This window comes from Bradyrhizobium sp. CSA112 (assembly GCF_029051645.1).
Classification (GTDB): Bacteria; Pseudomonadota; Alphaproteobacteria; order Rhizobiales; family Xanthobacteraceae; genus Bradyrhizobium.
Genome location: NZ_JAACFS010000019.1, coordinates 20,161 through 43,346 on the forward strand (window position 1 = coordinate 20,161; position 23,186 = coordinate 43,346).

General features: G+C 63.5%; 19 protein-coding genes. 5 read left to right on the plus strand and 14 right to left on the minus strand.

Translation table 11 applies throughout. The features are described 5' to 3' along the window. Positions 1–12: 12 nt before the first annotated feature. The 11 genes from GWE18_RS26155 to pcaF all read right to left on the minus strand — a co-directional run bounded on the left by GWE18_RS26155 (position 13) and on the right by pcaF (position 11,326). Positions 13–1,884, minus strand: a complete 1,872-nt coding sequence (locus tag GWE18_RS26155) for a sugar phosphate isomerase/epimerase and 4-hydroxyphenylpyruvate domain-containing protein (protein WP_275188572.1) — start codon at positions 1,882–1,884, stop codon at positions 13–15. Continuing rightward, a complete protein-coding gene (locus tag GWE18_RS26160) occupies positions 1,881–2,621 on the minus strand; it encodes an ABC transporter ATP-binding protein (RefSeq protein ID WP_275188573.1) in 741 nt (246 codons plus the stop codon). Before GWE18_RS26160 ends, GWE18_RS26155 begins: the two co-directional genes overlap by 4 nt. A 12-nt stretch (positions 2,622–2,633) precedes the next feature. Continuing rightward, on the minus strand, positions 2,634–3,377 hold the full coding sequence (locus GWE18_RS26165) for an ABC transporter ATP-binding protein (RefSeq protein ID WP_275188574.1): 744 nt from the start codon (positions 3,375–3,377) through the stop codon (positions 2,634–2,636). Next, the gene (locus GWE18_RS26170; protein WP_275188575.1) at positions 3,374–4,372 is read right to left on the minus strand and encodes a branched-chain amino acid ABC transporter permease; all 999 of its coding nucleotides are present in this window, start codon (positions 4,370–4,372) and stop codon (positions 3,374–3,376) included. Before GWE18_RS26170 ends, GWE18_RS26165 begins: the two co-directional genes overlap by 4 nt. After that, positions 4,369–5,244, minus strand: coding sequence for a branched-chain amino acid ABC transporter permease (locus GWE18_RS26175; protein ID WP_057853701.1), 876 nt, complete (start codon positions 5,242–5,244; stop codon positions 4,369–4,371). The genes GWE18_RS26170 and GWE18_RS26175 overlap by 4 nt, the downstream gene beginning before the upstream one ends. A 272-nt stretch (positions 5,245–5,516) precedes the next feature. Then, positions 5,517–6,653, minus strand: coding sequence for an ABC transporter substrate-binding protein (locus GWE18_RS26180; protein ID WP_275188576.1), 1,137 nt, complete (start codon positions 6,651–6,653; stop codon positions 5,517–5,519). A 50-nt stretch (positions 6,654–6,703) separates the two neighbouring features. Beyond that, the gene (locus tag GWE18_RS26185) at positions 6,704–7,594 is read right to left on the minus strand and encodes a shikimate dehydrogenase (protein ID WP_275188577.1); all 891 of its coding nucleotides are present in this window, start codon (positions 7,592–7,594) and stop codon (positions 6,704–6,706) included. A 129-nt stretch (positions 7,595–7,723) separates the two neighbouring features. Beyond that, positions 7,724–8,662 carry a LysR family transcriptional regulator gene (locus tag GWE18_RS26190; RefSeq protein WP_275188578.1) on the minus strand — a complete coding sequence of 313 codons (939 nt, stop codon included), beginning with the start codon at positions 8,660–8,662 and terminating at the stop codon, positions 7,724–7,726. Positions 8,663–8,707: 45 nt separating this feature from the next. Further along, a complete protein-coding gene (pcaG, locus tag GWE18_RS26195; RefSeq protein ID WP_275188579.1) occupies positions 8,708–9,313 on the minus strand; it encodes a protocatechuate 3,4-dioxygenase subunit alpha in 606 nt (201 codons plus the stop codon). Then, positions 9,314–10,015 carry a protocatechuate 3,4-dioxygenase subunit beta gene (pcaH, locus tag GWE18_RS26200; RefSeq protein ID WP_275188580.1) on the minus strand — a complete coding sequence of 234 codons (702 nt, stop codon included), beginning with the start codon at positions 10,013–10,015 and terminating at the stop codon, positions 9,314–9,316. Positions 10,016–10,117: 102 nt separating this feature from the next. Then, positions 10,118–11,326 carry a 3-oxoadipyl-CoA thiolase gene (pcaF, locus tag GWE18_RS26205; protein WP_275188581.1) on the minus strand — a complete coding sequence of 403 codons (1,209 nt, stop codon included), beginning with the start codon at positions 11,324–11,326 and terminating at the stop codon, positions 10,118–10,120. A gap of 220 nt (positions 11,327–11,546) precedes the next feature. On the opposite strand from pcaF, the gene mutS reads away from it, so the two are divergent. Next, positions 11,547–14,315 (plus strand): DNA mismatch repair protein MutS, encoded by a 2,769-nt coding sequence (mutS, locus tag GWE18_RS26210; RefSeq protein ID WP_275188582.1) that lies wholly within the window; start codon positions 11,547–11,549, stop codon positions 14,313–14,315. Between the two features lie 94 nt (positions 14,316–14,409). Here the strand turns inward: mutS and GWE18_RS26215 are convergent, their stop codons facing one another. Both GWE18_RS26215 and GWE18_RS26220 read right to left on the minus strand, forming a co-directional pair. Continuing rightward, entirely contained in the window at positions 14,410–15,204 is a 795-nt protein-coding gene (locus GWE18_RS26215) for a hypothetical protein (protein WP_275188583.1), read from the minus strand. Positions 15,205–15,346: 142 nt separating this feature from the next. Continuing rightward, the gene (locus GWE18_RS26220; protein WP_275188584.1) at positions 15,347–15,856 is read right to left on the minus strand and encodes an OsmC family protein; all 510 of its coding nucleotides are present in this window, start codon (positions 15,854–15,856) and stop codon (positions 15,347–15,349) included. Between the two features lie 205 nt (positions 15,857–16,061). On the opposite strand from GWE18_RS26220, the gene GWE18_RS26225 reads away from it, so the two are divergent. Further along, positions 16,062–18,857, plus strand: a complete 2,796-nt coding sequence (locus GWE18_RS26225) for a [protein-PII] uridylyltransferase (RefSeq protein ID WP_275188585.1) — start codon at positions 16,062–16,064, stop codon at positions 18,855–18,857. A 330-nt stretch (positions 18,858–19,187) separates the two neighbouring features. Here the strand turns inward: GWE18_RS26225 and GWE18_RS26230 are convergent, their stop codons facing one another. After that, on the minus strand, positions 19,188–19,706 hold the full coding sequence (locus tag GWE18_RS26230) for a methylated-DNA--[protein]-cysteine S-methyltransferase (RefSeq protein ID WP_275188586.1): 519 nt from the start codon (positions 19,704–19,706) through the stop codon (positions 19,188–19,190). A gap of 91 nt (positions 19,707–19,797) precedes the next feature. Here GWE18_RS26230 and GWE18_RS26235 point away from each other — a divergent pair, with 91 nt between their 5' ends. The 3 genes from GWE18_RS26235 to GWE18_RS26245 all read left to right on the plus strand — a co-directional run bounded on the left by GWE18_RS26235 (position 19,798) and on the right by GWE18_RS26245 (position 23,106). Next, positions 19,798–20,160 carry a DUF1304 domain-containing protein gene (locus GWE18_RS26235; RefSeq protein WP_275188587.1) on the plus strand — a complete coding sequence of 121 codons (363 nt, stop codon included), beginning with the start codon at positions 19,798–19,800 and terminating at the stop codon, positions 20,158–20,160. Between the two features lie 146 nt (positions 20,161–20,306). Continuing rightward, positions 20,307–21,530, plus strand: coding sequence for an ABC transporter substrate-binding protein (locus GWE18_RS26240; protein ID WP_275188588.1), 1,224 nt, complete (start codon positions 20,307–20,309; stop codon positions 21,528–21,530). A 349-nt stretch (positions 21,531–21,879) separates the two neighbouring features. Beyond that, positions 21,880–23,106 carry an ABC transporter substrate-binding protein gene (locus GWE18_RS26245; RefSeq protein ID WP_275188589.1) on the plus strand — a complete coding sequence of 409 codons (1,227 nt, stop codon included), beginning with the start codon at positions 21,880–21,882 and terminating at the stop codon, positions 23,104–23,106. Positions 23,107–23,186 lie beyond the last annotated feature (80 nt).

The following is a 23,186-nucleotide window of genomic DNA, read 5'->3' on the forward strand; positions in this document are numbered from 1 at the left end:
CAGCCCGAAGTGTCACGCCTTGGGAACGGTCAGCGGCCGCGATTCCCGGGTTTGGGCCGCGAGCCTGATCGCAGCGTTAGCGGCGCCGAAGCCGTGATAGTTGCGGCGCTCGACGATCTCGAAGAAAAACCGCTCGTCGAACGCGTGGGTGTAGACCTGGAAGAATTCGCCCTCACCTTCACGGTCGTACAGAATCTGGTTGTGGCGAAGGGCGGCCATGGTCGCGGCGTCGAGGCCATATTTGGCTTCGATATCGTCGTAGTAATTGTCGGGAATCTTCAGGAAGTCCGCACCGCGCGAGCGCATGTCCGCGACCGCGGCGAAGATATCGCGGCAGGAGAACGCGACGTGCTGCACGCCGGAGCCAAAGAATTCGTGGATGAAACGGGCCGATAGCGTGCGGGTGGCCGATGAACCATTGAGCACCACGCGCAGGCTCCGATTGCCATTGATGAGCGCCTGGCTCTGCACCAGCCCCACGGGATCTGCGATCTCCATCTGCGGCAGACGCTCCAGATCGAGAATGCCGGTGTAGAACAACAGCCACGACAGCATCTCGTCATAGGGCATCGACTGCGAAATATGGTCGACAGCATCGAGTTGGTCGTCGGCCGCGTCGCTGCGCAGCGGCTCGAAATCGAGGTCCCAATTCTTGCCGGCATCTTCCAGGAAATATAGTAGGCTGCCGCCAACGCCGCGGATCGCGGGAATCTCGAGTTCGCCCGGCCCGACCGGCTGGTAGAAAGTCCGTGCCTGCAACGCCTCCGCGCGCGCCATGGTCCGGCCGGCATCGTCGACGTCAACCGCGATGGCGCAGACGCCGGGGCCATGCGCAACAAAATGCGAATGCGCAAAGCCATCCGGTTCGCAGTTGATCACAAGGTCAATGTGGCCCTGCGACCAGCGTTCGACATCTTTGCTGCGGTGAGCGCCGGTCTTGCGAAAGCCGAGCTGGTCGAACAGCGCCGCGAGGTCGCGGGCCTTTTCTTCGCTGAGAGCAAATTCAATGAAGCCGACGCCGCGGCTGCGCGCCTTCGGCTGCAGCGGCATGGCCGGCGCGCCCTGCGCCGTGCCGCGGACGTCGTCCTCGAGCAAGATCAGTGAACGCAGGCCGTCGGTCGCGGTGCGGACCGCGGAGCCGGCGCGAAATTGGTCATTGAATATCTCCAGCGACAGCGGGCCCGTATAGCCGGTGGCGAGCACGGCTTCCACGAACCGCGCGACCGGCAGGTCGCCCTGACCCGGGAAGCAGCGGAAGTGCCGGCTCCAGGACAAGACGTCGAGGCCGAGTTTCGGCGCGTCGGCCAGTTGCACCAGAAATATCCTGTCGGCCGGGATCGATTGAATCGGCATCGTCGGGAACGACGGCGCCAGCGCATGAAAACTGTCGAGAATGATGCCGATCGAATTGTGGTCGGCGCGCCGCACGATCTCCCAGGCATCGCGGTAATCGTTGACGTGAAGCCCCCAGGCGAGCGCCTCATATCCAACGCGCAAGCCCCGCGCGGCAGCCCGCTCACCAAGCTCACGAAAATCGGCGGCCGCACGGTCGATGCCGCCGAGCGAGGCCGGCGAGATGTTGCTGCAGATCAGCATCAGATCGGTCTGCAGTTCCTGCATCAGGTCGAACTTGCGCTCGGCGCGCGCGAAATTGCGGGTGCGCTGCGGCTCCGGCATGCCCTCGAAATCACGGAACGGCTGGAAGGCGCAGATCGAAAGCCCGAGATCCCGGCACATCTGGCCGACGTCCCGCGGGCTGCCGCTGAACGACAGCAAGTCGTTCTCAAAGATCTCGACGGCGTCGAAGCCCGCCGCAGCGATCGCGCGCAGCTTTTCATCGAGTGCGCCGCTCAGCGATACCGTGGCGATCGAGCGCTTGTTCATGCCGCGGTTCCCGTCATGGCGCCGCCCAGGAACAATTGCCCGATGCGGGGATCGTTCAACACGCGCTCGGCGGTGTCGACAAGACGGGTCTGGCCGAGCTCGAGCACGATGCCGTAGTCGGATATTTCGAGCGCGGAGCGCGCGTTCTGCTCGATCATCAGGATCGATACGCCGCGGTCGCGGAGATCTTTCAGAATGTTGAAGGTCTGCTGCACCATCAATGGCGAAAGCCCGATCGACGGCTCGTCGATCAGCACCAGTTGCGGGTTGAGCAGCAGGCCGCGGACGATTTCTAGCTGCTTCTGCTCGCCGCCCGACAGCGTCGACGCCTGCTGCGTCGCCTTCTTGCGCAGCACCGGGAATTTATCGAGCGCCGCCTCGATCCGATCAGGCAGATCGGTGATGTCACGCCCGGCGACGACGGCGCCGAGCTGGATGTTGTCGCGCACCGACAATTCCGGGAAGATGTTGCGCCCCTGTGGCACGTAGCAGATGCCTGACGTCAGCAATTCGCGCTGGCTCAGCCCGGTAATGTCCCGCCCTTTGAATACGATCCTGCCTTCGCGCAGCTTTAATAATCCGAAGATCGCCTTGAATACGGTGGACTTTCCAGCACCGTTGGGGCCGATCACGGTGGTGATGGAGCCCGCGGGCACCGAGAAGCTGGTGCCATTGAGGATCGTCATCTTGCCGTAGCCGCCGACGAGGCCTTGAACATCCAGGATGCTATCGCTCATGGATCGATCCCTTCAGTGACCGAGATAGGCTTCAATGACGGCGGGATTGGCGCGGACTTCGGCCGGCGTGCCCATCGCCAGCAGCTTGCCTTCCGCCATCACCATCACGCGGGTGCACAGCGACATCACGAATTCCATGTTGTGCTCGATCACCACGAAGGTGGCGCGCTTCTCGCGGTTGATCGCCGCCAGCCGCTCCTTGAGGTCCCCGAGCATGGTGAGGTTGACGCCGCCGGCCGGCTCATCGAGCAGCACCAGCCGCGGCCCGCCCATGAACGCCATCGCGGCGTCGAGCAGCTTCTGCTGGCCGTACGACAGCCCGCCCGCGGCTTCGGTGGCGAGATGATCGAGCTTGAAGAAGCCGATCATCTGGTCGGCCACCGCGGTCAGACCCGCATCGGAGGCGCCGAACAGCCGCGACATCATGTTGCCCTGATGCTCCTGCCCGGCAAGGATCAAGTTCTCCCGCACCGACAGTTTCGGAAACACCTGCAGGAGCTGGAAGGTGCGGCTGACGCCGAGGCGATTAAGCTCCGACGGCCGCAATCCGGTGACGACCTTGCCGTCGACCTTCACTTCGCCATCGGTCGGCGTGAGCTGGCCGAGGATGCAGTTGAAGAGCGTGGACTTGCCGCAGCCGTTCGGGCCGATCAGGCCGAGGATCTCGCCCTCCTGCACGTCGAAGCTGACGCCGTCGACGGCCTTGATGCCCCCAAAGCTCTTCTTGATGTTGCTGACTTCGAGCACTGCGGTCATGGCGCCGTCTCCAGCCTGGATTTGGCGACCGCGCGCAGTGCTGATGCCGCCTTGGTGCGGCGCTCGGCCAGATAGCGGTCGAGGATGCCGAGGATGCCGGTTGGCGAGTAGATCAGCAGCAGTATCACGGCGACCGCATAGAGCATCAAATAATAGCCCTGCGTGAAGCGCAGCCACTCCGGCAGCAGCACTGCAATCATGGCGCCGAGGAACGGCCCGAAGAAGAAGCCTGAGCCGCCGACGATCACCATCATCAACAGGTCGAGCGAGAGCGAGAGGTTGAAGGGAACCGGATCGATATACTGCGTCAGCGGCGCATAGAGCGTGCCGGCGACACCGCCGAGTGCCGATCCGATCGCAAATGCCATTAGCGTGTAGCGCCGCGTATCGATGCCGAGCGACAGCGCCCGCACCGGATTTTCGCGCAGCGCCACGAAGGCGCGTCCCCAGGGCGAGCGGATCAGCCACCACATCGCCAGCGAGACGATACCGAGCGAGCCGAGACAGAAATAATAAAACGGCAGCGGCCGGTTGGTGGCGAAGCCCAGAACGTTGGGCCGCGGAATGTTGGATATGCCGTAGATGCCCTTGGTGAGCCAGTCCTCATTGCGGAATATCAGGAACGCCAGCGTCGAGAACGCCAGCGTGACGAAGGCCAGATAGTGATGCTGCACGCGCAGGGCGGGATAGCCGAGGATCCAGCCGATGGCGAAGCACAGCACGATGGCAACGGCGAGCGCCGCCACCAGCGGCATGCCCTGCGTGGTCATGATCGCCGCCGCATAGGCGCCGATGCCGACGAACGCGCCCTGCGCCAGCGAGACCTGGCCGGCATATCCCAGCGTCAAATTGAGCCCCATCGCGGCGATCGTCATCACCGCCCACTGGCTGAGGATGTAGAGCCCGTAGCGGTTGAAGTTCATCGGCACGATGATCAGGGCCGCGATGACGGCGACGCCGAGCGCGATACGCAGATATTTCCCCGTGGCGGTCATACCGTGCGCTCCTCGGGCCGGCCGAGCAGTCCCTGCGGGCGGAAAAGAATGATCACGATCAGGAGGATCAGCGGCACCGCGGCGCGGTACTGCGTCGACACATAGGCGGCGGCCAGATTGTCCACCACGCCGATCAAGAGCCCGCCGGCGATGGCGCCGCGAACCTGGTTGAAACCGCCGACGATCGCCGCGATGAACGCCGCCTGCCCCAGTACCTCGCCGCTGGAAAATTTAGCAAGATAGATCGGCGTGATCAGCAGCGAGGCCAGCGCCACCAGAAAGGCGTTGATCAGGAAGGTCAGCAGGATCATGCGTTCGACCGGCACGCCGATGATACGGGCGACCGTCGGATTCTGTGCGGTCGCCTGCATCTGGTGGCCGATCGAGGTGCGATTCAGGAGCGCGGTGAGGCCGATCACCACCGCGATCGCAAGCGCAAGCACCCCGAGGCTCTGCAATGAGACCACCCGGCCGAGGATCGAGACGTCACCCGCCGGCACGATGGAGGGAAACGGCGACGCCTCGGCGCTGAAGAACTGCTTCACCGCCTCCTTCATGCCGATCGCCAGCGCCATGGTCGCAATCGCCAGCGGCAGTACGCCGTGTCGCAGCATCGGGTCGACCAGCAACAGCTTGAAGCCGAGCCCGAGCAGCAGCAGCGACAGCAGGATGCCGAGAATGATCGCGAGCCAGAACGGCGCGCCCGCATGCATCACCGCCAGCATCAGGAACGCCGGCAACATCACGAATTCGCCTTGTGCGAAATTGATGGTTTGCGATGTCTGCCACAGCAACGTGAAACCGACCGCAACGAGCGCGTAGATCGCGCCGGTCGCAAGGCCTGCCACGAGCAGATCGAGCAGATTGGACATGCTTCTCCCCTCACGACGCGGAAGTTAGCTCCGCTACTCAACACATCGGCTCAGTCAGATAGAATCAGTCGGCCGCTCCGTCGTCCCCCACCTCTCCCGCTTGCGGGGGAGGTCGCATCGCATCGACAGATGCGATGCGGGTGGGGGAAACTCTCTCCACACGAGCAGTGTGACTCGCGGCGACACCCCCACCCCAGCCCTCCCCCGCAAGCGGGAGAGGGAGCGCAGCGTCGTCGCGGCTCGACTCATCTGACCACGGTTCTCACCACAGCTCAGTTCAGCTTCGGCAACACCTGCTTGACGACCTGCTTGCCCTCGACGATCTCGACCAGGAATCCCTGGCGATCGATGTCGCCCTTCTCATCGAAGGTCACATCCATCAGGATGCCGGGCTCGCTCGCGGCCTTGATGGTGAGACCGTGCAAATTGTCAGCGAACGCCTTGGAATCGACCTTGCCCATCTTCTCGGTGGTGGCCTTGATCATGTAGATCGCGAGATAGCCCTTCAGCCCGTTATGATCAGGGACGTAGTTGTACTTCTTGACGAACTTCTCCCGGAAGGCCTTGACCAGATCGACCGGCGCATCGGTAGTCAAGCCGACATGGCCGCGCGCGCCGTTCGCGGCATCGCCGGCGAGTTCGACAACTTTCTGGCCGACCAGCGTCGTCTCGCCGACCAACGGCACCGTGATCGCCTGGCGCTTCAGCTCCTTGAGCATCCGCGCGCTCTCTTCCTCGTTGACATAGACGAACACCACATCCGGCGCGGCGGCCTTGATCTTGCTGACGTCGGCGGCGAAATCGGCCTGTCCGGCTTCGGTCGAGATGTCAGCCGCGACCTTGATATTGTACTTGGCAAATTCCTTGGTGATGACGTCGCGGCCACCCTTGCCGAAGTCGTTGTTGACCCAGACGATCGCGACCGATTTCGCCTTCAGCTCGTCGTTGATATATTTGGCAACCTTCGGCATCGAGGATTGCTGGCCGAACGAGGTGCGGAACAGAAACTTGTTGCCGCCTTGCGTCAGTTCAGCGGCTTCGCCGCCCATGATCTGCGCGATGCCGGCTTCGGCGGCGAGCGGCGAAGTGACCTTGACCGAGCCGGAATAGCCGGGCCCGAGCAGGACGTAGGGCTCGTTGTCGAGCGCCTTCTGCACCTGCGCGCGTGCGACGCCCGGATTCGATTGCGAATCCGCATGCGTGACTTCCAGCTTGCGGCCGAGCAACCCGCCCTTGGCGTTCACTTCCTCGATCGCAAGGTCGATACCGTTCTTCCAGTTGTTGCCGACAGTGGCGCCGCCGCCTGACAGTTCGGCGACATTGGCGAGCTTGATCGGCGCTCCCTGCGCGAATGCGGCCGTGGCCGACACGGTGGCAAGCAGGAGCCCAGCAAAAATTCCAGATCTCATTTCCATCCCCTCTTCTCGTTACAACAAGCGACCTTGTGACCGGCCGCGTTTTAGGCTGCGTTCACTTCAGCGTAGCGTTTGGCCATCACGGCGTCGAATGCATTTCCCATCTCGATGGCCGATGGCTTCAATCCCGTAAACAGTTCGAATGCGTCGGCGGCCTGATAGATCGCGAGTTCGCGCCCGGTCATGACCTCCGCGCCCTCAGCCTTTGCAGCGTTCAGCAGCGGCGTCCAGAGCGGCGTGTAGACCGCGTCTGCCACCCACAGGTCCTTGTGCAACAGCGTGTCCGGGATCGGCGTGCCACGGTTCGGCAACATGCCGACCGGCGAGCCGTTGACGACCCCGGTAGCGCCGCTCATCGCGTCCTCGACGCTGTCGGCAGCCCTTGCTTCGCCCTGGCTCTTGAGCTGTGCGGCGAGTTGGTCGGCCTTGGCACGGTCCGTGTCGAAGATCCTGATCTTGCCCACGCCGGTCTGCACCAGTGCGAAGGCGATCGCCTTGCCGACGCCGCCTGCACCGATCACGGCGACGCGGCTCTGCGCGGGATCTCGGATAAGCTCAGCGATCGCCCGGGCAAACCCTGTCGTGTCGGTGTTGTATCCGATCAGCCGACCATCCCTGACCACGACGGTGTTGACCGCGCCGATCGCACGCGCCCCAGGCGACAATTCATCGAGCAGGGAAACCACCGCTTCCTTATACGGAAAGGTGACGTTGACGCCCGCAAAGCCCAGTCGGCGCACGCCGTCGAGCAGCCGCCGCAATTCCTCGCGGCCAGCGCCTGCGACTTCGATGAGCTGGTAATGGCAATGCGCGCCGAGCGCTTCGGCGGCCCGCTCATGCATCGCCGGCGACGCCGAATGCGCGATCGGCGCACCGATCAGGCCGGTGAGAAAGCGGCGGTCGGCCGGAGCAGGAGGTCGGGCGGCAGAACTCATGTTCTCATCATCAGGTGCAATGCGCGTTAGCGGCAGCGGTGTGCTCGGGACAGGTCCCGATCCGGCCCGACGATAGCCCTTTGCCGACCTAACACAATTACCCATTTATGCCGGATAGATAACATCATGTTATTTCTTGCGAGGCCTGGAATCGGGCTTTCGCGACGCTGTCTTACTTGGCCCCACCGCCCGCATTTCCGAGCGCAGACAGTCGATGAAATGCTCGATGTGAAGCGACAACGGCGCTCCGCGCTTCACCGCAATGTAGGTGTCGAACCTGGTCGGCTCGACAATTTTCAGCAATTCGATGCCGGGATAACCGCCATGGGCGACAGTGAACTGGTCGATCACGGCAATGCCGAGACCGGCCTTGACCAGCGCACACACGGTCGTGCCGAAGCGCGCGCGGATGGTGATGTCGTAGTCGAGTTTGCTGCGGGCAAATATCTCCGCCATGATCCGCCCATAGGGATCGTTGGGATCGATCCCGATCAGCGGATAGCGGATGATCTCCGCGGCCGAGACCTGCTTGCATCCGGCAAGCTCGTGCCCGGCCGGAACGATGCAGAACAACTCGCCCGACGCTAGCGGCAGGAAATCGAGGCCGGGATGCTCGAGCCGGTAACTCATGGCGACGCAATCGCCCCGGCCGAGCAACAGATAATCGACGGCTTCCTCGATCTTGAGAATGTTGATGTCGATCCGCAGTTCGGGATAGCGGCGCCGCACCCGCTCGATCGCGCGCGGCACCATGACCTGCGAGATGCTCGGCACCGAACCGATGCGCAGCTCAGACAGATCGCCGCGGCCGATCTTGGAGATGATCTCGGTGAGATCATCCATCTTTTCGTAGACGCCGTTGATCTGCTCGAAGATATTGCGGGCTTCCGCCGTCGGAAAATAGCGCCCGTTCTGCCGTTGGAAGAAACGAACGCCCAGTGACTTCTCGGTGTATTTCACCAGCCGGCTGATGCCGGGCGCCGACACGTTCAGAAGCCTCGCAGCGCCGCCGATCGTGCCGGTCACCATCACGGCGCGGATCACCTCGACCTGGCGAAGCGTCATCATGTGCGAAGTCTTGCCTGTCGCGCCGCCTCGTCTGAATAATTGCGGCTATACGTCGAAAAACACCGTTTCTTTGTCGCCCTGCAGATGGATATCAAAGCGATAGACCGCGTTGCCGCTGCCCGGCTGCCGCGTCGCGATCAACGTCGAGCGACGATCGGCCGGCACCAGCGCCAGCACGGGATCGGTGGCGTTGGCGGCCTCATCGTCGAAATAGATCCGCGAATAGTTATGCAGGAGCATGCCGCGCGCGAACACGGCAAGCACGATGTGCGGCGCCTGCGGCTTGCCGTCGGGATCGGCGACCTGCCCCGGTTTGATGGTGTCGAACGCGTAACCGCCCTTCGCATCGGTGCCGATGCGGCCGAATCCCTTGAATGACGTATTCGTCAGCGCCCGCTTGTCCTGCGGGTCGGAGAAGCGCCCCTGCGCGTCCGCCTGCCAGATCTCCAGCATGCAGTCCGGCACGACCGCGCCGTCGCCGTCGAACACCTGTCCTTCGATGCGAATGCGTTCACCCGACGTGTCAGGCGTCACCAAATTGTTGTTGAACGCGTCGTTCCAGTCATACTTGCCGTTCGGCGTCAGGCCATAAGCGAAATACGGACCGACGGTTTGCGACGGGGTGATCCCGTCCGGTTTGGCCTGTTGCACTTAACTGTTCTCCATCGGCGTGGCGCTCTGCCCGCGCAGCACAATGTTGAAGCGATAGCACAGCGCCCAATCCGGCTTGGTGTTCTCCAGATCGAACGCGGAGATCATCCGGTTGCGCGCCTTCTCGTCGGTGACCGAATTGAAGATCGGATCGAACGGAAACAGCGGATCGCCGGGGAAATACATCTGCGTCACCAAACGCGAGACGAACGAGTGGCCGAACACCGAGAAGTGGATGTGGGCCGGCCGCCAGGCGTTGTGATGATTGCCCCAGGGGTAGGCGCCGGGCTTGATGGTGATGAAGCGGTAATAGCCCTGCGCGTCGGATTGCGTGCGGCCGGCGCCGGTGAAATTCGGATCGAGCGGCGCGGGATGCTGATCGACGACATGGACGTAGCGGCCGCAGGAATTGGCCTGCCACAGTTCGACCAGCGCGTTCGGGACGCCGCGGCCATCTTCATCGAGCACATGGCCGTGCACGATGATGCGCTCGCCGATCGGCTCGCCCTTGCCCTGAACCGTGAGATCGTGATCGTTCTCGCGCACGGTCTCGTGGCCGTAGACCGGGCCGGTCAATTCCGACAGCGTGTGCCGCATCGGGATCAAGGGCTTGGAGGGCGAGCGCTTGACCGTGCTCTTGTAGGCGGGAGACAGCCGCGGCGGATGGGCCGCAAGACTTTGCACCGGATAGACCAATGTCATGATGAATTCCTCCCTCGCGTCGCGTCGGGGCCGCGCTGCAGATCATTATATGACATAACTAATTCGGGAAAGGACTGTTTTTCGCTCTCCCAAATCGCTGTTTTAATTAATCTTTTCGATCGCGACTGCAACGCCCTGGCCGACGCCGACGCACATGGTTGCCAAAGCAAGTTTGCCGCCCCGCTTCTCCATGCCGTGCACCGCCGTTAGCGCGAGCCGCGTGCCGCTCATGCCGAGCGGATGGCCGAGCGCGATCGCGCCGCCATGCGGGTTGACGAAGTCGGCGTCGTCCTTGACGCCCAGTTGCCGCAAACAGGCAATGCCCTGCGAGGCGAAGGCTTCATTGAGCTCGATCAAATCAAAGTCAGAGATCTTGATGCCGAGCCGCTCCATCAGCTTCCTGGTCGCCGGCACCGGGCCGATGCCCATGATGCGCGGCGGCACCGCGGCGGAGGCTAACCCCAGGATGCGCGCCCGCGGCGTCAGCCCGTGCTTCTTCACAGCTAGCTCGGAGGCGAGGATCATCGCCGCCGCGCCGTCATTGACGCCGGACGCATTGCCGGCCGTCACCGTGCCGGGATTGCGCACGATCGGCTTCAGTTTCGCAAGACCCTCCAGCGTCGTCTCGGGGCGCGGATGCTCGTCCTTGTCGACGATCACAGGCCCGGCCTTGCCGCCCGGCACCGACACCGGCGTGATTTCCTCGGCGAAATAACCGGAAGCGATCGCAGCACCTGCGCGCTGCTGCGAGCGGATCGCCATCGCATCCTGGTCGGCACGCGACACCTGGAATTCCTCGGCGACGTTCTCGCCGGTCTCCGGCATCGCGTCGACGCCATACTGCGCCTTCATCAAGGGATTGATGAAGCGCCAGCCGATGGTGGTGTCGTAAATCTCGGCCGAGCGCGCGAACGCTTCCGGCGCCTTGCCCATCACGAACGGCGCACGGGTCATCGATTCGACGCCGCCGGCAATCGCGAAATCGATCTCGCCGGCGCGGATCGCCCGGCCCGCGGCGCCGACCGCATCGAGGCCCGACGCGCAGAGGCGATTGAGGGTCTGACCCGGAACCGACTCCGGCATGCCCGCGAGCAACAGCGCCATCCGCGCGACATTGCGGTTGTCCTCGCCGGCCTGGTTGGCGCAGCCGAAAAACACCTCATCGACCTGCCACCAGTCGAGATCGGGATGTTTCGCCATCAGCGCCTTGATCGGGGTCGCCGCCAGATCGTCGGCGCGCACCTTGGCGAGCGAGCCGCCGAAACGGCCGATCGGGGTCCGGACGGCATCGCAAATGAATACATCACGCATAGAATCTCTCCCTGAATGCCGTGCTTTAGGCGTTTGACCCAGAATTGATGGCGAGTTTTAGGAGCGTGCCCGCGGCAGGTCAATTGAGGCATGCCCGCCCCGCGGCGCTTTCGCGGAGGGTCCGTCATGCCCTCAACGCTGGCGTGATGCGTGGAAAACTCTGACAACGCGGGTATGGGAATAGGACCGCGCGGCGAAATTTTGTAGTTTGCCGCCCGTAATGACGATCCAGCAATCCATCCCCGCCCCCGCACCGCCCGAAGCCACGCCGGCGACTGACGCACCTTCGCGCGTCACGCCGATGATGGAACAATATCTCGAGATCAAGGCCGCCCATCCCGGGCTCTTGCTGTTTTACCGGATGGGCGATTTCTACGAGCTGTTCTTCGAGGACGCCGAAATTGCCTCCAGGACGCTCGGCATCGTGCTGACCAAGCGCGGCAAGCATCAGGGCATGGATATCCCGATGTGCGGCGTGCCGGTGGAGCGCTCCGAGGACTATCTGCATCGCCTGATCAACGCCGGCCATCGCGTCGCGGTGTGCGAGCAGACCGAGAATCCCGCCGCGGCACGCGCCCGCGGCAATAAGAGCGTGGTGGCGCGCGGCGTGGTGCGCCTGGTGACGCCGGGCACGCTGACCGAAGACACGCTGCTGGATGCCCGCACCAACAATTATTTGCTGGCGATCGCGCGCGCCCGCGCCTCTTCCGGCGGCGATCGCATCGGGCTCGCCTGGATCGACATCTCCACGTCCGAGTTCATGGTCACGGAATGCTCGACCGCGGAACTCGCCGCGACGCTGGCGCGGATCAACCCGAATGAAGCGATCGTTACCGATGCGCTCTATGGCGATCCTGATCTCGGTCCGGTGCTGCGCGAACTGCCCTCGGTGACGCCGCTCACCCGCGATGTCTTCGACGGTGCCACTGCGGAACGGCGGCTCTGCGACTATTTCGCGGTCGCGACCATGGACGGTCTCTCGGCGATGTCGCGGCTGGAGGCGACCGCGGCGGCCGCCGCCGTCACCTATATCGACCGCACGCAGGTCGGAAAGCGCCCGCCGCTGTCGCCGCCCTCGCGCGAAGCCGCCGGCACGACGATGGCGATCGATCCCGCCACCCGCGCCAACCTCGAATTGACCCGCACGCTCGCGGGCGAGCGGCGCGGATCGCTGCTTGATGCGATCGATTGCACGGTGACCGCCGCCGGCTCGCGGCTATTGGCGCAGCGGCTTGCGGCGCCGCTCACCGACAGCGCTGCGATTGCACGGCGGCTGGATGCGATTGCGACATTTGTTACCGATAGCGCCGCACGTGACGATATCAGGACCACGCTGCGCGCTGCACCCGACATGTCGCGTGCATTGGCGCGGCTGTCGGTCGGTCGCGGCGGCCCGCGCGACCTTGCAGCTTTGCGCGACGGCATTCTCGCGGCAGACCAGGCGCTGGCGCGCCTCGCGCAGCTCGAAGCCGCACCGGCTGAAATCATCGCCGTGATGGAGGCGCTGCGCCGCCCCTCGCGCGATCTCGCCCGCGAATTCGAACGCGCACTCGCTGAGCAACTGCCGCTGATCAAGCGCGACGGCGGCTTCATCCGCGAGGGCTATGAGCCCGCGCTCGACGAGAGCCGGAACCTGCGCGACGCCTCCCGCCTCGTGGTCGCCGCGATGCAGGCGCGCTACGCGGAGGATACCGGCATCAAGGCGCTCAAGATCCGGCACAACAACGTGCTCGGCTATTTCGTCGAGGTCACGGCGCAGCACGGCGACAGACTGATGGCGCCGCCGCTGAATGCAACCTTCATCCACCGCCAGACGCTGGCGGGGCAGGTCCGCTTCACCACGTCCGAGCTCGGCGAGATCGAAGCCAAGATCGCCAATGCCGGCGACCGCGCGCTCAATCTGGAACTGGAAATCTTCGAGCGGCTCTCGGCGATGGCGCTCGCCGCCAGCGACGATCTGCGCGCCGCGGCGCATGCGTTCGCGCTGCTCGATGTCGCGACCGCGCTGGCGAAGCTTGCGATAGACGACAATTACGTGCGGCCAGAGGTCGACGGCTCGCTCGGCTTCGCCGTTGAGGGCGGCCGGCATCCAGTGGTCGAGCAGGCGCTGAAGCGCGACGGCCAGCCGTTCATTGCCAATGCCTGCGACCTCTCGCCTGTACCCCCACCCTACCCTCCCCCGCAAGCGGGGGAGGGTAGGGTGGGGGCCGGCCAGATCTGGTTGATCACCGGCCCGAACATGGCCGGTAAGTCGACGTTCCTGCGCCAGAACGCGCTGATCGCGCTGATGGCGCAGATCGGCTCCTACGTGCCGGCGTCGCGCGCGCGGATCGGCGTCGTCGATCGCCTGTTCTCGCGCGTCGGCGCAGCCGATGATCTCGCGCGCGGCCGCTCCACCTTCATGGTCGAGATGGTCGAGACCGCCGTCATCCTAAACCAGGCCAGCGAGCGCTCGCTGGTGATCCTCGATGAAATCGGCCGCGGCACCGCGACCTTCGACGGCCTGTCGATCGCCTGGGCCGCGATCGAGCATCTGCACGAGGCCAATCGCTGCCGCGCGCTGTTTGCCACGCATTATCACGAGCTGACCGCGCTTTCGGCCAAACTGCCACGGATGTTCAACGCCACCGTGCGCGTCAAGGAGTGGCAGGGCGACGTCGTGTTCCTGCACGAGGTGCTGCCGGGCTCCGCCGACCGCTCCTACGGCATTCAGGTCGCGAAACTCGCAGGGCTCCCCCCGGCCGTGATCACGCGCGCCAAGTCGGTGCTGGCGAAGCTGGAGGCGCAGGACCGCGGCCAGACCGCGCGGGCGCTGGCCGACGATCTGCCGCTGTTCGCCGTCCCCTCCCGCGCCGCCGCCGAAGCCGCACCGCCGAGTGAGGCCGAGCAATTGATGGAAGCCGTGAAGGCGCTGCATCCCGACGAGATGTCGCCGCGCGAAGCGCTGGAAGCGTTGTATGCGCTGAAGGCGAAGCTGCCGAAGGGGTAAGTTTGATCCCGTCATTCCGGGATGGTGCGCAAGCACCAGACCCGGAATCTCGAGATTCCGGGTTCGATGCTGGCGCATCGCCCCGGAATGACGATCAGCGCGCCGCCTTCCTCCGCCCAAGCCACCACAGGCTGAGATTCCACCCCACACATGTCGCCAGCGCGAGGCTCAGCCCAATCGCCGAGCCGAACTGCTGCGCGGCGACCTGCAGCACCGCAATCGCGATGCCGAGTCCGATCAAGCCCCAGGCGCTGTTGGCGAGCACGGCGGCCGTCGGCGGGCCGCCGATGCGCGGGTGCAGGATCAGCATCATCGAGGTGAACACGATCGGGAACAGCGCGATCATGCCGCTGATCTTGGGGCCGACCCAGCTAGATGTCGTGACCACCGTCGCCACCAAGGTTGCGACCAGCGATGCCCGCAGCGGAATGTCGTACCAGCGGCGCCGGATCGGCGGCATCTTGGCGTGGCGGTAGCGGGCAAGCAGCGGCACGCAGATGGCGAACGCAATGACGTTTACGATGAGGCCGCCGATTAGCGACCATTGCACCGAGCGGATGATGGCGGCGAGCGCGAGCCATACGGCCACCGCGGAGAAGCAACTGAGCAGTGCACCATGGCGCTGCGCCAGTACGACATAAGTCAGCCCGAGGAAGATCGTCGCGGCGTTGATCGGCAGGCTCGCCAGCGCTCCCTCGGCGATGAAGGCCGCGTCATGGTCGAGCGCGAGGAACACGTAGGACGGCCCCGCCGAGATCGGCAGCGTCGCGATCAGCGCACCGATGACGGGGCCCGAGCGTTCGGTGACGATGGAAGCCGTCACCACGAATGCGGCGGTGATCGCCATGCGCAGGCCGAGCGTCAGGATGAAGGCAAGTTCGGGGGACATCTATCCGTCGTTCCTGCGGACGCAGGAACCCATACGCCGCGGCTTCTCGATTTCGGGGATTCGTGATTGGCCCTTCCCGCACCCACGAACTTCGGTAGTTATGGGTCCCTGCGTTCGCAGGGACGACGGCGGGCAATGTGCCTCATACCCGTTTCATCGACACCGAAACTTTCGGGCCGTTCCTGATGGTCTGATAAACCACGCAATAGCGTTCGGTGAGCTTGAGCAGCAGGTCGAGCTTGTCCTGCGGCGCGTCCGTTCCGACCTCGAAGCGCAGGCGGATCTCCTCGAACCCGACCGGGACTTCCTTGTCGACGCCGAGCGTGCCGCGAAAATCCAGGTCGCCTTCGGCGATGACGTTGCCGCTTCTGAGCGGAATATCGACGGCGGTGGCCACCGACTTCAGCGTCACGCCGGCGCAGGCGACCAGGGCTTCCAGCAGCATGTCGCCGGAGCAGAGCTCCAGACCGGAGCCGCCGGTGGCGGGATGGAGCCCCGCGACTGCCAGCGCGCGACCGGTCTCGACCTTGCAGGCGATGCCTTCATTGTCGATCGAGCCTTTGGCTTTCAGCGTAATGACCGCGGCCGAGGGATCGGACTTGTAGCGTTCCTTGATCGGGGCCTGCATCGCGCGAAGTTCGGCGGCGTCCATTTTGTTCTCCCGACTTTGTTTGTGCACCGGATATAGAGCGCTATCGACGCGCTGTCATCACGGTCCCTGATCATCCACACGCCGCATGGGAAATCCACGTTTTTCCAACAGCTTATGGCTGGCATTCGCGTCGGGGGCAGCATAGCTTTGATCTGACTGTACAATCCTCCGTGACAGCCTTTGTGCCGTCCGTTATCGGGTAGCCATGGACAGCATCGTGATTGAGGCCCCCTCGGGGGAAGATGATCGTTTCGATACCGCGCGGATCACCGCGGCGGTCGATGCGCTGGCCGAAAAGCATGCCGGCCGCGAGGACGTGTTTCGCTCGGCGCTGGCGCAACTGCTCAAGGCCGAGATGATCGCGGCGCGCGCGACCGCGCAGGCCATACTGCTGAAGGATCGCCACGGCCGCCGCTGCGCGGAGCGGCTTTGCTTCATGCAGGACGAAATCATCCGCATTCTCTATTCGGCCGCCACGCGGCATCTCTATCGCTCGCACGTGCCCTCCGGCGCCGAGCGCATGTCTGTGGTCGCCACCGGCGGTTACGGCCGCGGCCTGATGGCACCGGAATCCGACATCGATCTGCTGTTCATCCTGCCCTACAAGCAGACCGCCTGGGGCGAGCAGGTCGCGGAAGCCATTCTCTATTGCCTGTGGGACATGGGACTGAAAGTCGGCCACGCCACGCGCTCGGTCGACGAATGTATCCGCCAGGCGCGCGGCGACATGACGATCCGCACCGCGATCCTCGAGACGCGATTTTTGACCGGCGACCGGCCGCTCTATGACGAACTGGTCGCGCGGTTCGATAAGGACGTGGTGCAGGGCACAGCGTCCGATTTCGTTACCGCCAAACTCGCCGAGCGTGAGGAGCGGCACCGCCGCGCCGGGCAATCGCGCTATCTGGTCGAGCCCAATGTCAAGGATGGTAAGGGCGGACTGCGCGACCTGCATACGCTGTTCTGGATCGCCAAATACGTCTACCGCGTACGCGAGACCGGCGAACTGGTCGAGCGCGGCGTGTTCGACGCGCAGGAGTATCGCACCTTCCGCCGCTGCGCCGATTTCCTGTGGTCGGTCCGCTGCAATTTGCATTTCGTTTCCGGCCGCGCCGAGGAACGGTTGTCGTTCGACATGCAGCGCGAAATCGCGGTCAGGCTCGGCTACACCTCGCACCCCGGCATGCAGGATGTCGAACGCTTCATGAAGCACTACTTCCTGATCGCCAAGGACGTCGGCGACCTGACCGCGATCCTGTGCGCCAAGCTGGAAGAGGAGCAGGCCAAGCCCGCGCCGGTGCTGAGCCGCATGGTGGCGCGGCTGCGGCCGGGCGCGAAGCGGCGGCGGGTACCCGACAGCGACGACTTCATCATTGACAACAACCGCATCAACCTCGCCGCGCCCGACGTCTTCAAGCACGACCCGGTCAATCTGATCCGGATCTTCCATCTGGCGCAGAAGAACAACCTTGCCTTCCATCCCGATGCGATGCGCACGGTGACGCGCTCGCTGAAGTTGGTCAACACCCAGCTTCGGGAGAATCCGGAGGCCAACCGGCTGTTCATGGAGATCCTGACGTCTGATAACGCGGAGATCGTGCTGCGGCGCATGAACGAGGCCGGCGTGCTCGGTCACTTCATCCGCGCCTTCGGCAAGATCGTGTCGATGATGCAGTTCAACATGTACCACCACTATACGGTGGACGAGCATTTGATCCGCTGCATTGGCCACCTGCAGGAGATCGAGCGCGGCGGCAATGACGAGTTCACGGTCGCGAGCGACCTGTTCCGCAAAATTCAGCCCGAGCATCGCGCGGTGCTCTACATCGCAACCCTGCTGCACGACGTCGCCAAGGGCAGGCTCGAGGATCATTCGATCGCCGGCGCCAAGGTGGCGCGGCGGCTGTGCCCGCGGCTCGGCTTCAACGCCGCCGACACCGAGCTGGTGGCATGGCTGATCGAAGAGCATCTGACGATGTCCACGGTGGCGCAGTCGCGCGATCTGTCGGACCGCAAGACGATTGAAAATTTCGCGGCCGTGGTGCAGTCGGTCGAGCAGATGAAGCTGTTGACCATCCTGACCACCGCCGACATCCGGGGCGTCGGCCCCGGCGTGTGGAACGGCTGGAAGGCGCAGTTGCTGCGCACGCTGTATTACGAAACCGAGCCGGTGCTGACCGGCGGCTTCTCGGAAGTGAACCGCGCGCAGCGCATTGCGGTGGCACAATCCGAATTCCGCGCCGCCTTCACCGAATGGCCGGAGGAGGAGCTCAATGCCTATATCGGGCGGCATTATCCCGCCTACTGGCTCAAGGTCGATCTGCAGCGGAAAATCCGCCAGGCGCGGTTCATCCGCGCCAGCGAACAGGCCGGGCATCAGCTCGCGATCAATGTCGGCTTCGACGAGGCGCGCGGCGTCACCGAACTGACGATCCTTGCGACCGACCATCCCTGGCTGCTGTCGATCATTGCAGGCGCCTGCGCGTCCGCCGGCGCCAATATCGTCGACGCGCAGATCTACACCACCACCGACGGCCGCGCGCTCGACACCATCTCTATCTCCAGGGAATATGACCGCGACGAGGACGAGGGCCGGCGCGCGACCAGGATCGGCGAGATGATCGAGCACGTGCTCGAAGGCAAATTGCGGCTGCCCGAAGTTGTGGCGCGCAAGGCGGCCAACCGCGGCAAGGTGCGCGCTTTCGTGGTCGAGCCGGAGGTCACCATCAACAATCAGTGGTCGGACCGCTACACCGTGATCGAGGTCTCCGGCCTCGACCGCCCGGGCCTCTTGTACCAGCTCACCACCGCGATCTCGAAGCTCAACCTCAACATCGCCTCGGCCCATGTCGCGACCTTCGGCGAACGCGCCCGCGACGTGTTCTACGTTACCGACCTGCTCGGCGCCCAGATAACCGCGCCGACCCGCCAGGCCGCGATCAAGAGCGCGCTGCTTCATCTGCTTTCCACTGAAGACAACGTCGCGCAGCCGGCGGCGTAGCGGCCTGGCGGCCTCATGGTTCGCCCGGCGATGCGCAGCATCGTCCGGAGACGCGCGGCGTTGCCGCGCTCCTCACCGTGAGGGTCTCAGACCTCATCCTGAGGAGGCGCGCAGCGCCGTCTCGAAGGATGCGGGCCCCGCTCTCTCCACGTCATTGCGAGCGCGGCGAAGCAATCCATAGCTCAGCACAGGGATAGATGGATTGCTTCGCCGCGCTCGCAATGACGGCTGAACGAGCTTGCGCATTCTCGCGACGCAATACGCCCGAGGTTTGGGCTTCGCTTCCGACCACGCTCGTTGAGTTACGCGAGACAAGTCGCTCCACCCATCTTACGCAATCTGCACGCCCTCATGCTGCAGCAACCAGCGCTTGCGCTCCAGTCCGCCGCCGTACTTCACCAGCGAACCGCTGGCGCCGATCAGGCGATGACAGGGCACGACCACGCTGATGGGATTGGAGCCGTTGGCATGACCGACGGCGCGGACGGCTTTGGGCATCTTCAACTTCGCCGCCAACGCGCTGTAGCTCAGCGTGGTCCCTGCCGGAATCTTCGGCAATGCATTCCAGACCTTCTGCTGGAACGGCGTGCCGGCGACGCGCCATCTGATCGCGGCGAGGCGATCGAGGTCGCCCCTGAAATAGCCGGTCAATGCAGCGCGCAACTCTCGCGGCCCCCGCCCGTTCTTCAGATTGACCGCGCCATAATGCAATCGCAGCAATTGTTGCATGCGCGACTCATAATCCTCCCAGTCCATCGCGCGGAGCAGGCCGTCCGCATCGGTGACCAGCAGCGCCGTCCCGATTGGCGTTGGCAGGCGATCGAGGTTGAAGCTCTCTGGCATCGTCATTCCCTGAAAAATATCGGCGAGCGTCCCGTATTTTTCACCCGCCGCGTGCTAGCGTCCACCCGAATTCCGCTGCCGGTTGGGGGACCGCAACATGATTTTCATCGCCAACGTTTTGGTCGCGGTGGTTGCCGCGCTGCACGTGTTTTTTCTCGTGCTGGAGATGTTTCTCTGGGACAAGCCGCTGGGCCTGAAGATCTTCCGCAACCCGATCGAGAAGGCAAGGGATTCGGCGGTGCTGGCCGCCAACCAGGGCCTGTATAACGGCTTCCTGGCTGCAGGCCTGGTCTGGGGCCTGTTCCACCCCAATCCGGCCTTCGCCTTCCAGATCAAGGTGTTCTTTCTGCTCTGCGTTATCGTGGCAGGCGCCTATGGCGCGGCGACCGTCAGCCGCCGGATCCTCTACGTGCAGGCCGCGCCCGCGGCGCTCGCCTTGATCCTGCTCTGGCCGGCGTGAGGACCTTCACCGAAGGCATGCTTCGCGAAAACACTGCAGCTTGCATTGGCAAAACCGTTCCGCCACACTCCCTTCCAACGATGACGGCCGGCCATCCCAACCGATGGCCGGCACAGGATCATCGGCCAATATGAGGGAGCAGCGATATGAGAAGTAGCGTTCTTCATCTGATCGCAGGAATGGCGCTTGCGGTCGCGCTGACGTCGCCAGCGAACGCGCAGAAGAAATACGATACCGGCGCCACCGATACCGAAATCAAGATCGGCCAGACCGTTCCGTTCTCGGGACCGGCGTCGGCCTATGCCGGCATCGGCAAGACGCAGGCCGCCTATTTCAGGATGATCAACGAGCAGGGTGGCATCAACGGCCGCAAGCTCAATTTGATCCAGTATGACGACGCCTACTCGCCGCCGAAAGCCGTCGAGCAGGTGCGCAAGCTGGTCGAGAGCGACGAGGTTCTGTTCACATTCCAGATCATCGGCACGCCGTCGAACGCCGCCGTCCAGAAGTACCTCAACGCCAAGAAGGTCCCGCAGCTCCTCGCCGCCACCGGCGCGTCGAAATTCACCGATCCCAAGAACTTCCCCTGGACGATGGGATACAATCCCAACTACCAGTCGGAAGGACGCATCTACGCAAAATACATTCTGAAAAATCATCCGAACGCCAAGATCGGCATTCTCTACCAGAACGACGATCTCGGCCGCGACTACGTCACGGGCCTAAAAGAAGGGCTCGGCTCCAAGGCCGCGTCGATGATCGTCGCCGAAACCTCCTATGAGCTGACCGACCCGACCATCGACTCGCAGGTCGTCAAGCTGAAGGCCGCCGGCGCCGACCTGCTCTACGATGCCTCAACGCCGAAATTCGCAGCGCAAGCGATCAAGAAGGTCGCCGACCTCGGCTGGAAGCCGGTCCACATCCTCGACATCAATGCGAGCCCGATCTCCGCCACGCTCAAGCCCGCAGGCCTCGATATCTCCAAGGACATCATCTCCACCAACTACGGCAAGGATCCGCTCGATCCGACGTGGAAGGACGATCCCGGCATGAAGGCCTATTTCGCCTTCATGGACAAATATTATCCGGAGGGCGACAAGCTCAACACCGTCAACGTCTACGGTTATGCGACCGCGGAATTGCTGGTGAAGATCCTGCAGCAATGCGGCGATGATCTCACGCGCGAAAACATCATGAAGCAGGCCGCCAATCTGAAGAACGTCACCGGCAGCCTGTCGCTGCCAGGCATGGTCACCAACACCTCGCCGACCGACTACCGCATCAACAAGCAGATGCAGATGATGAAGTTCAACGGCGAGCGCTGGGAACTGTTCGGCCCAATCATCGAGGATACTGGACCGGCGGGTTAGGCTTTTGGCACTTGCGTGTCCCCGACGCGGTGCGGCGCGTAGCGCTGCTCCGCAGAGCCGGGACCCGGTGCCGTCGTGTGTCGGTCCCTGCTCTGCGGCGCAGCGTTCCACGCTGCGCCGCGTCCGGGACAAGAGATTACGAGCCTGCCGTCGTGCGTCATGCGTGCACTATTGTTTGGCGAACGTCCTTTGTGCAGATGGAACCCACTGTCTTCGTCGCCACGCGACGCGCCTTGCAATGCAACATGGCTTCCGCCAGTATCGGCGCAGCGATGGCGTCCGCCTGGGTTGATTACAGCCAAGGGCTAGATCATCGGCTCAATCATAAACACATGAGGAATGCATCAATATGCGGAAGGGTATTTTCCATCTGGTCACCGGCACGGCGCTCGCGCTTGCGCTGTCGGTCTCGACGGCGTCGGCGCAGAAGAAATACGATACCGGCGCGACCGATACCGAGATCAAGATCGGCCAGACCAATCCATTCAGCGGACCGGCCTCCTCCTATGCCACGATCGGCAAGACCCAGGCGGCCTACATCAAGATGATCAACGATCAGGGCGGCGTGAACGGCCGCAAGATCAATCTGGTCCAGTATGACGACGCCTATTCGCCGCCCAAGGCGGTCGAGCAGGTGCGCAAGCTGGTCGAGAGCGACGAGGTGCTGCTCACCTTCCAACTCCTCGGCACGCCCTCGAACGCGGCGGTGCAGAAATATCTCAACGCCAAGAAGGTGCCGCAGCTCTTCGCCGCGACCGGCGCATCGAAGTTCACCGACCCGAAGAATTTTCCGTGGACGATGGGCTTCAACCCCAACTACTTCGTCGAGGGGCGCATCTACGGCCAGTACATCCTGAAGGAATATCCGAACGCCAAGGTCGGAATCCTCTATCAGAACGACGATCTCGGAAAGGATTACCTGAACGGCATCAAGGCCGGCCTCGGCGACAAGGCAGCGAAGATGGTGGTGGCGGAAGCTTCCTACGAAGTCTCCGACCCGACCATCGATTCGCAAATCCTCAAGATCAAGGACGCCGGCGCGGACCTGTTCTTCTCGGCGACGACGCCGAAGCCGGCGGCGCAGGCGATCAAGAAGATCGCCGAGCTCAACTGGAAGCCGGTGCACATCCTTGACATCAACGCCACCTCGGTCGGCGCCGTGATGAAGCCGGCGGGCCTCGAAGCTTCCAAGGGCGTGATCAGCGTCAACTACGCCAAGGATCCGCTCGATCCGACCTGGAAGGACGACGCCGGCATGAAGAAGTATTTCGAGTTCATGGCGAAGTACTATCCTGACGGCGACAAGGACTCGAACTTCAACGCCTATGGCTACGTGACCACGCAATTGCTGATCCATGTGCTGAAGGCATGCGGCGACAACCTGACCCGCGAGAACGTGTTGAAACAGGCCACCAGCCTGAAGAACGTTCAGCTCGACCTGCTGCTGCCGGGTATCTCGGTCAACACCACGCCGGACGATTACCGCGTCAACAAGCAGTTGCAGATGATGAAGTTCAACGGCGAGCGTTGGGAGATGTTCGGCCCGATCCTCGAGGACAAGGGCGCGGCGGGCTAGTCACGGCGACCCAATCGAAACGATCGGCGGAAAGAAGCGATCGGCGGTCCCTCGGGACCGCCGATTTTTTGTAGGATGGG

What these genes read in the sequence shown, in the direction of transcription:
- GWE18_RS26155 (WP_275188572.1), bottom strand. Translation starts at nt 1,884, where the DNA reads ATGAACAAGCGCTCGATCGCCACGGTATCGCTGAGCGGCGCACTCGAT.
- GWE18_RS26160 (WP_275188573.1), bottom strand. Translation starts at nt 2,621, where the DNA reads ATGAGCGATAGCATCCTGGATGTTCAAGGCCTCGTCGGCGGCTACGGC.
- GWE18_RS26165 (WP_275188574.1), bottom strand. Translation starts at nt 3,377, where the DNA reads ATGACCGCAGTGCTCGAAGTCAGCAACATCAAGAAGAGCTTTGGGGGC.
- GWE18_RS26170 (WP_275188575.1), bottom strand. Translation starts at nt 4,372, where the DNA reads ATGACCGCCACGGGGAAATATCTGCGTATCGCGCTCGGCGTCGCCGTC.
- GWE18_RS26175 (WP_057853701.1), bottom strand. Translation starts at nt 5,244, where the DNA reads ATGTCCAATCTGCTCGATCTGCTCGTGGCAGGCCTTGCGACCGGCGCG.
- GWE18_RS26180 (WP_275188576.1), bottom strand. Translation starts at nt 6,653, where the DNA reads ATGAGATCTGGAATTTTTGCTGGGCTCCTGCTTGCCACCGTGTCGGCC.
- GWE18_RS26185 (WP_275188577.1), bottom strand. Translation starts at nt 7,594, where the DNA reads ATGAGTTCTGCCGCCCGACCTCCTGCTCCGGCCGACCGCCGCTTTCTC.
- GWE18_RS26190 (WP_275188578.1), bottom strand. Translation starts at nt 8,662, where the DNA reads ATGATGACGCTTCGCCAGGTCGAGGTGATCCGCGCCGTGATGGTGACC.
- pcaH (WP_275188580.1), bottom strand. Translation starts at nt 10,015, where the DNA reads ATGACATTGGTCTATCCGGTGCAAAGTCTTGCGGCCCATCCGCCGCGG.
- pcaF (WP_275188581.1), bottom strand. Translation starts at nt 11,326, where the DNA reads ATGCGTGATGTATTCATTTGCGATGCCGTCCGGACCCCGATCGGCCGT.
- mutS (WP_275188582.1), top strand. Translation starts at nt 11,547, where the DNA reads ATGACGATCCAGCAATCCATCCCCGCCCCCGCACCGCCCGAAGCCACG.
- GWE18_RS26215 (WP_275188583.1), bottom strand. Translation starts at nt 15,204, where the DNA reads ATGTCCCCCGAACTTGCCTTCATCCTGACGCTCGGCCTGCGCATGGCG.
- GWE18_RS26220 (WP_275188584.1), bottom strand. Translation starts at nt 15,856, where the DNA reads ATGGACGCCGCCGAACTTCGCGCGATGCAGGCCCCGATCAAGGAACGC.
- GWE18_RS26225 (WP_275188585.1), top strand. Translation starts at nt 16,062, where the DNA reads ATGGACAGCATCGTGATTGAGGCCCCCTCGGGGGAAGATGATCGTTTC.
- GWE18_RS26230 (WP_275188586.1), bottom strand. Translation starts at nt 19,706, where the DNA reads ATGACGATGCCAGAGAGCTTCAACCTCGATCGCCTGCCAACGCCAATC.
- GWE18_RS26235 (WP_275188587.1), top strand. Translation starts at nt 19,798, where the DNA reads ATGATTTTCATCGCCAACGTTTTGGTCGCGGTGGTTGCCGCGCTGCAC.
- GWE18_RS26240 (WP_275188588.1), top strand. Translation starts at nt 20,307, where the DNA reads ATGAGAAGTAGCGTTCTTCATCTGATCGCAGGAATGGCGCTTGCGGTC.
- GWE18_RS26245 (WP_275188589.1), top strand. Translation starts at nt 21,880, where the DNA reads ATGCGGAAGGGTATTTTCCATCTGGTCACCGGCACGGCGCTCGCGCTT.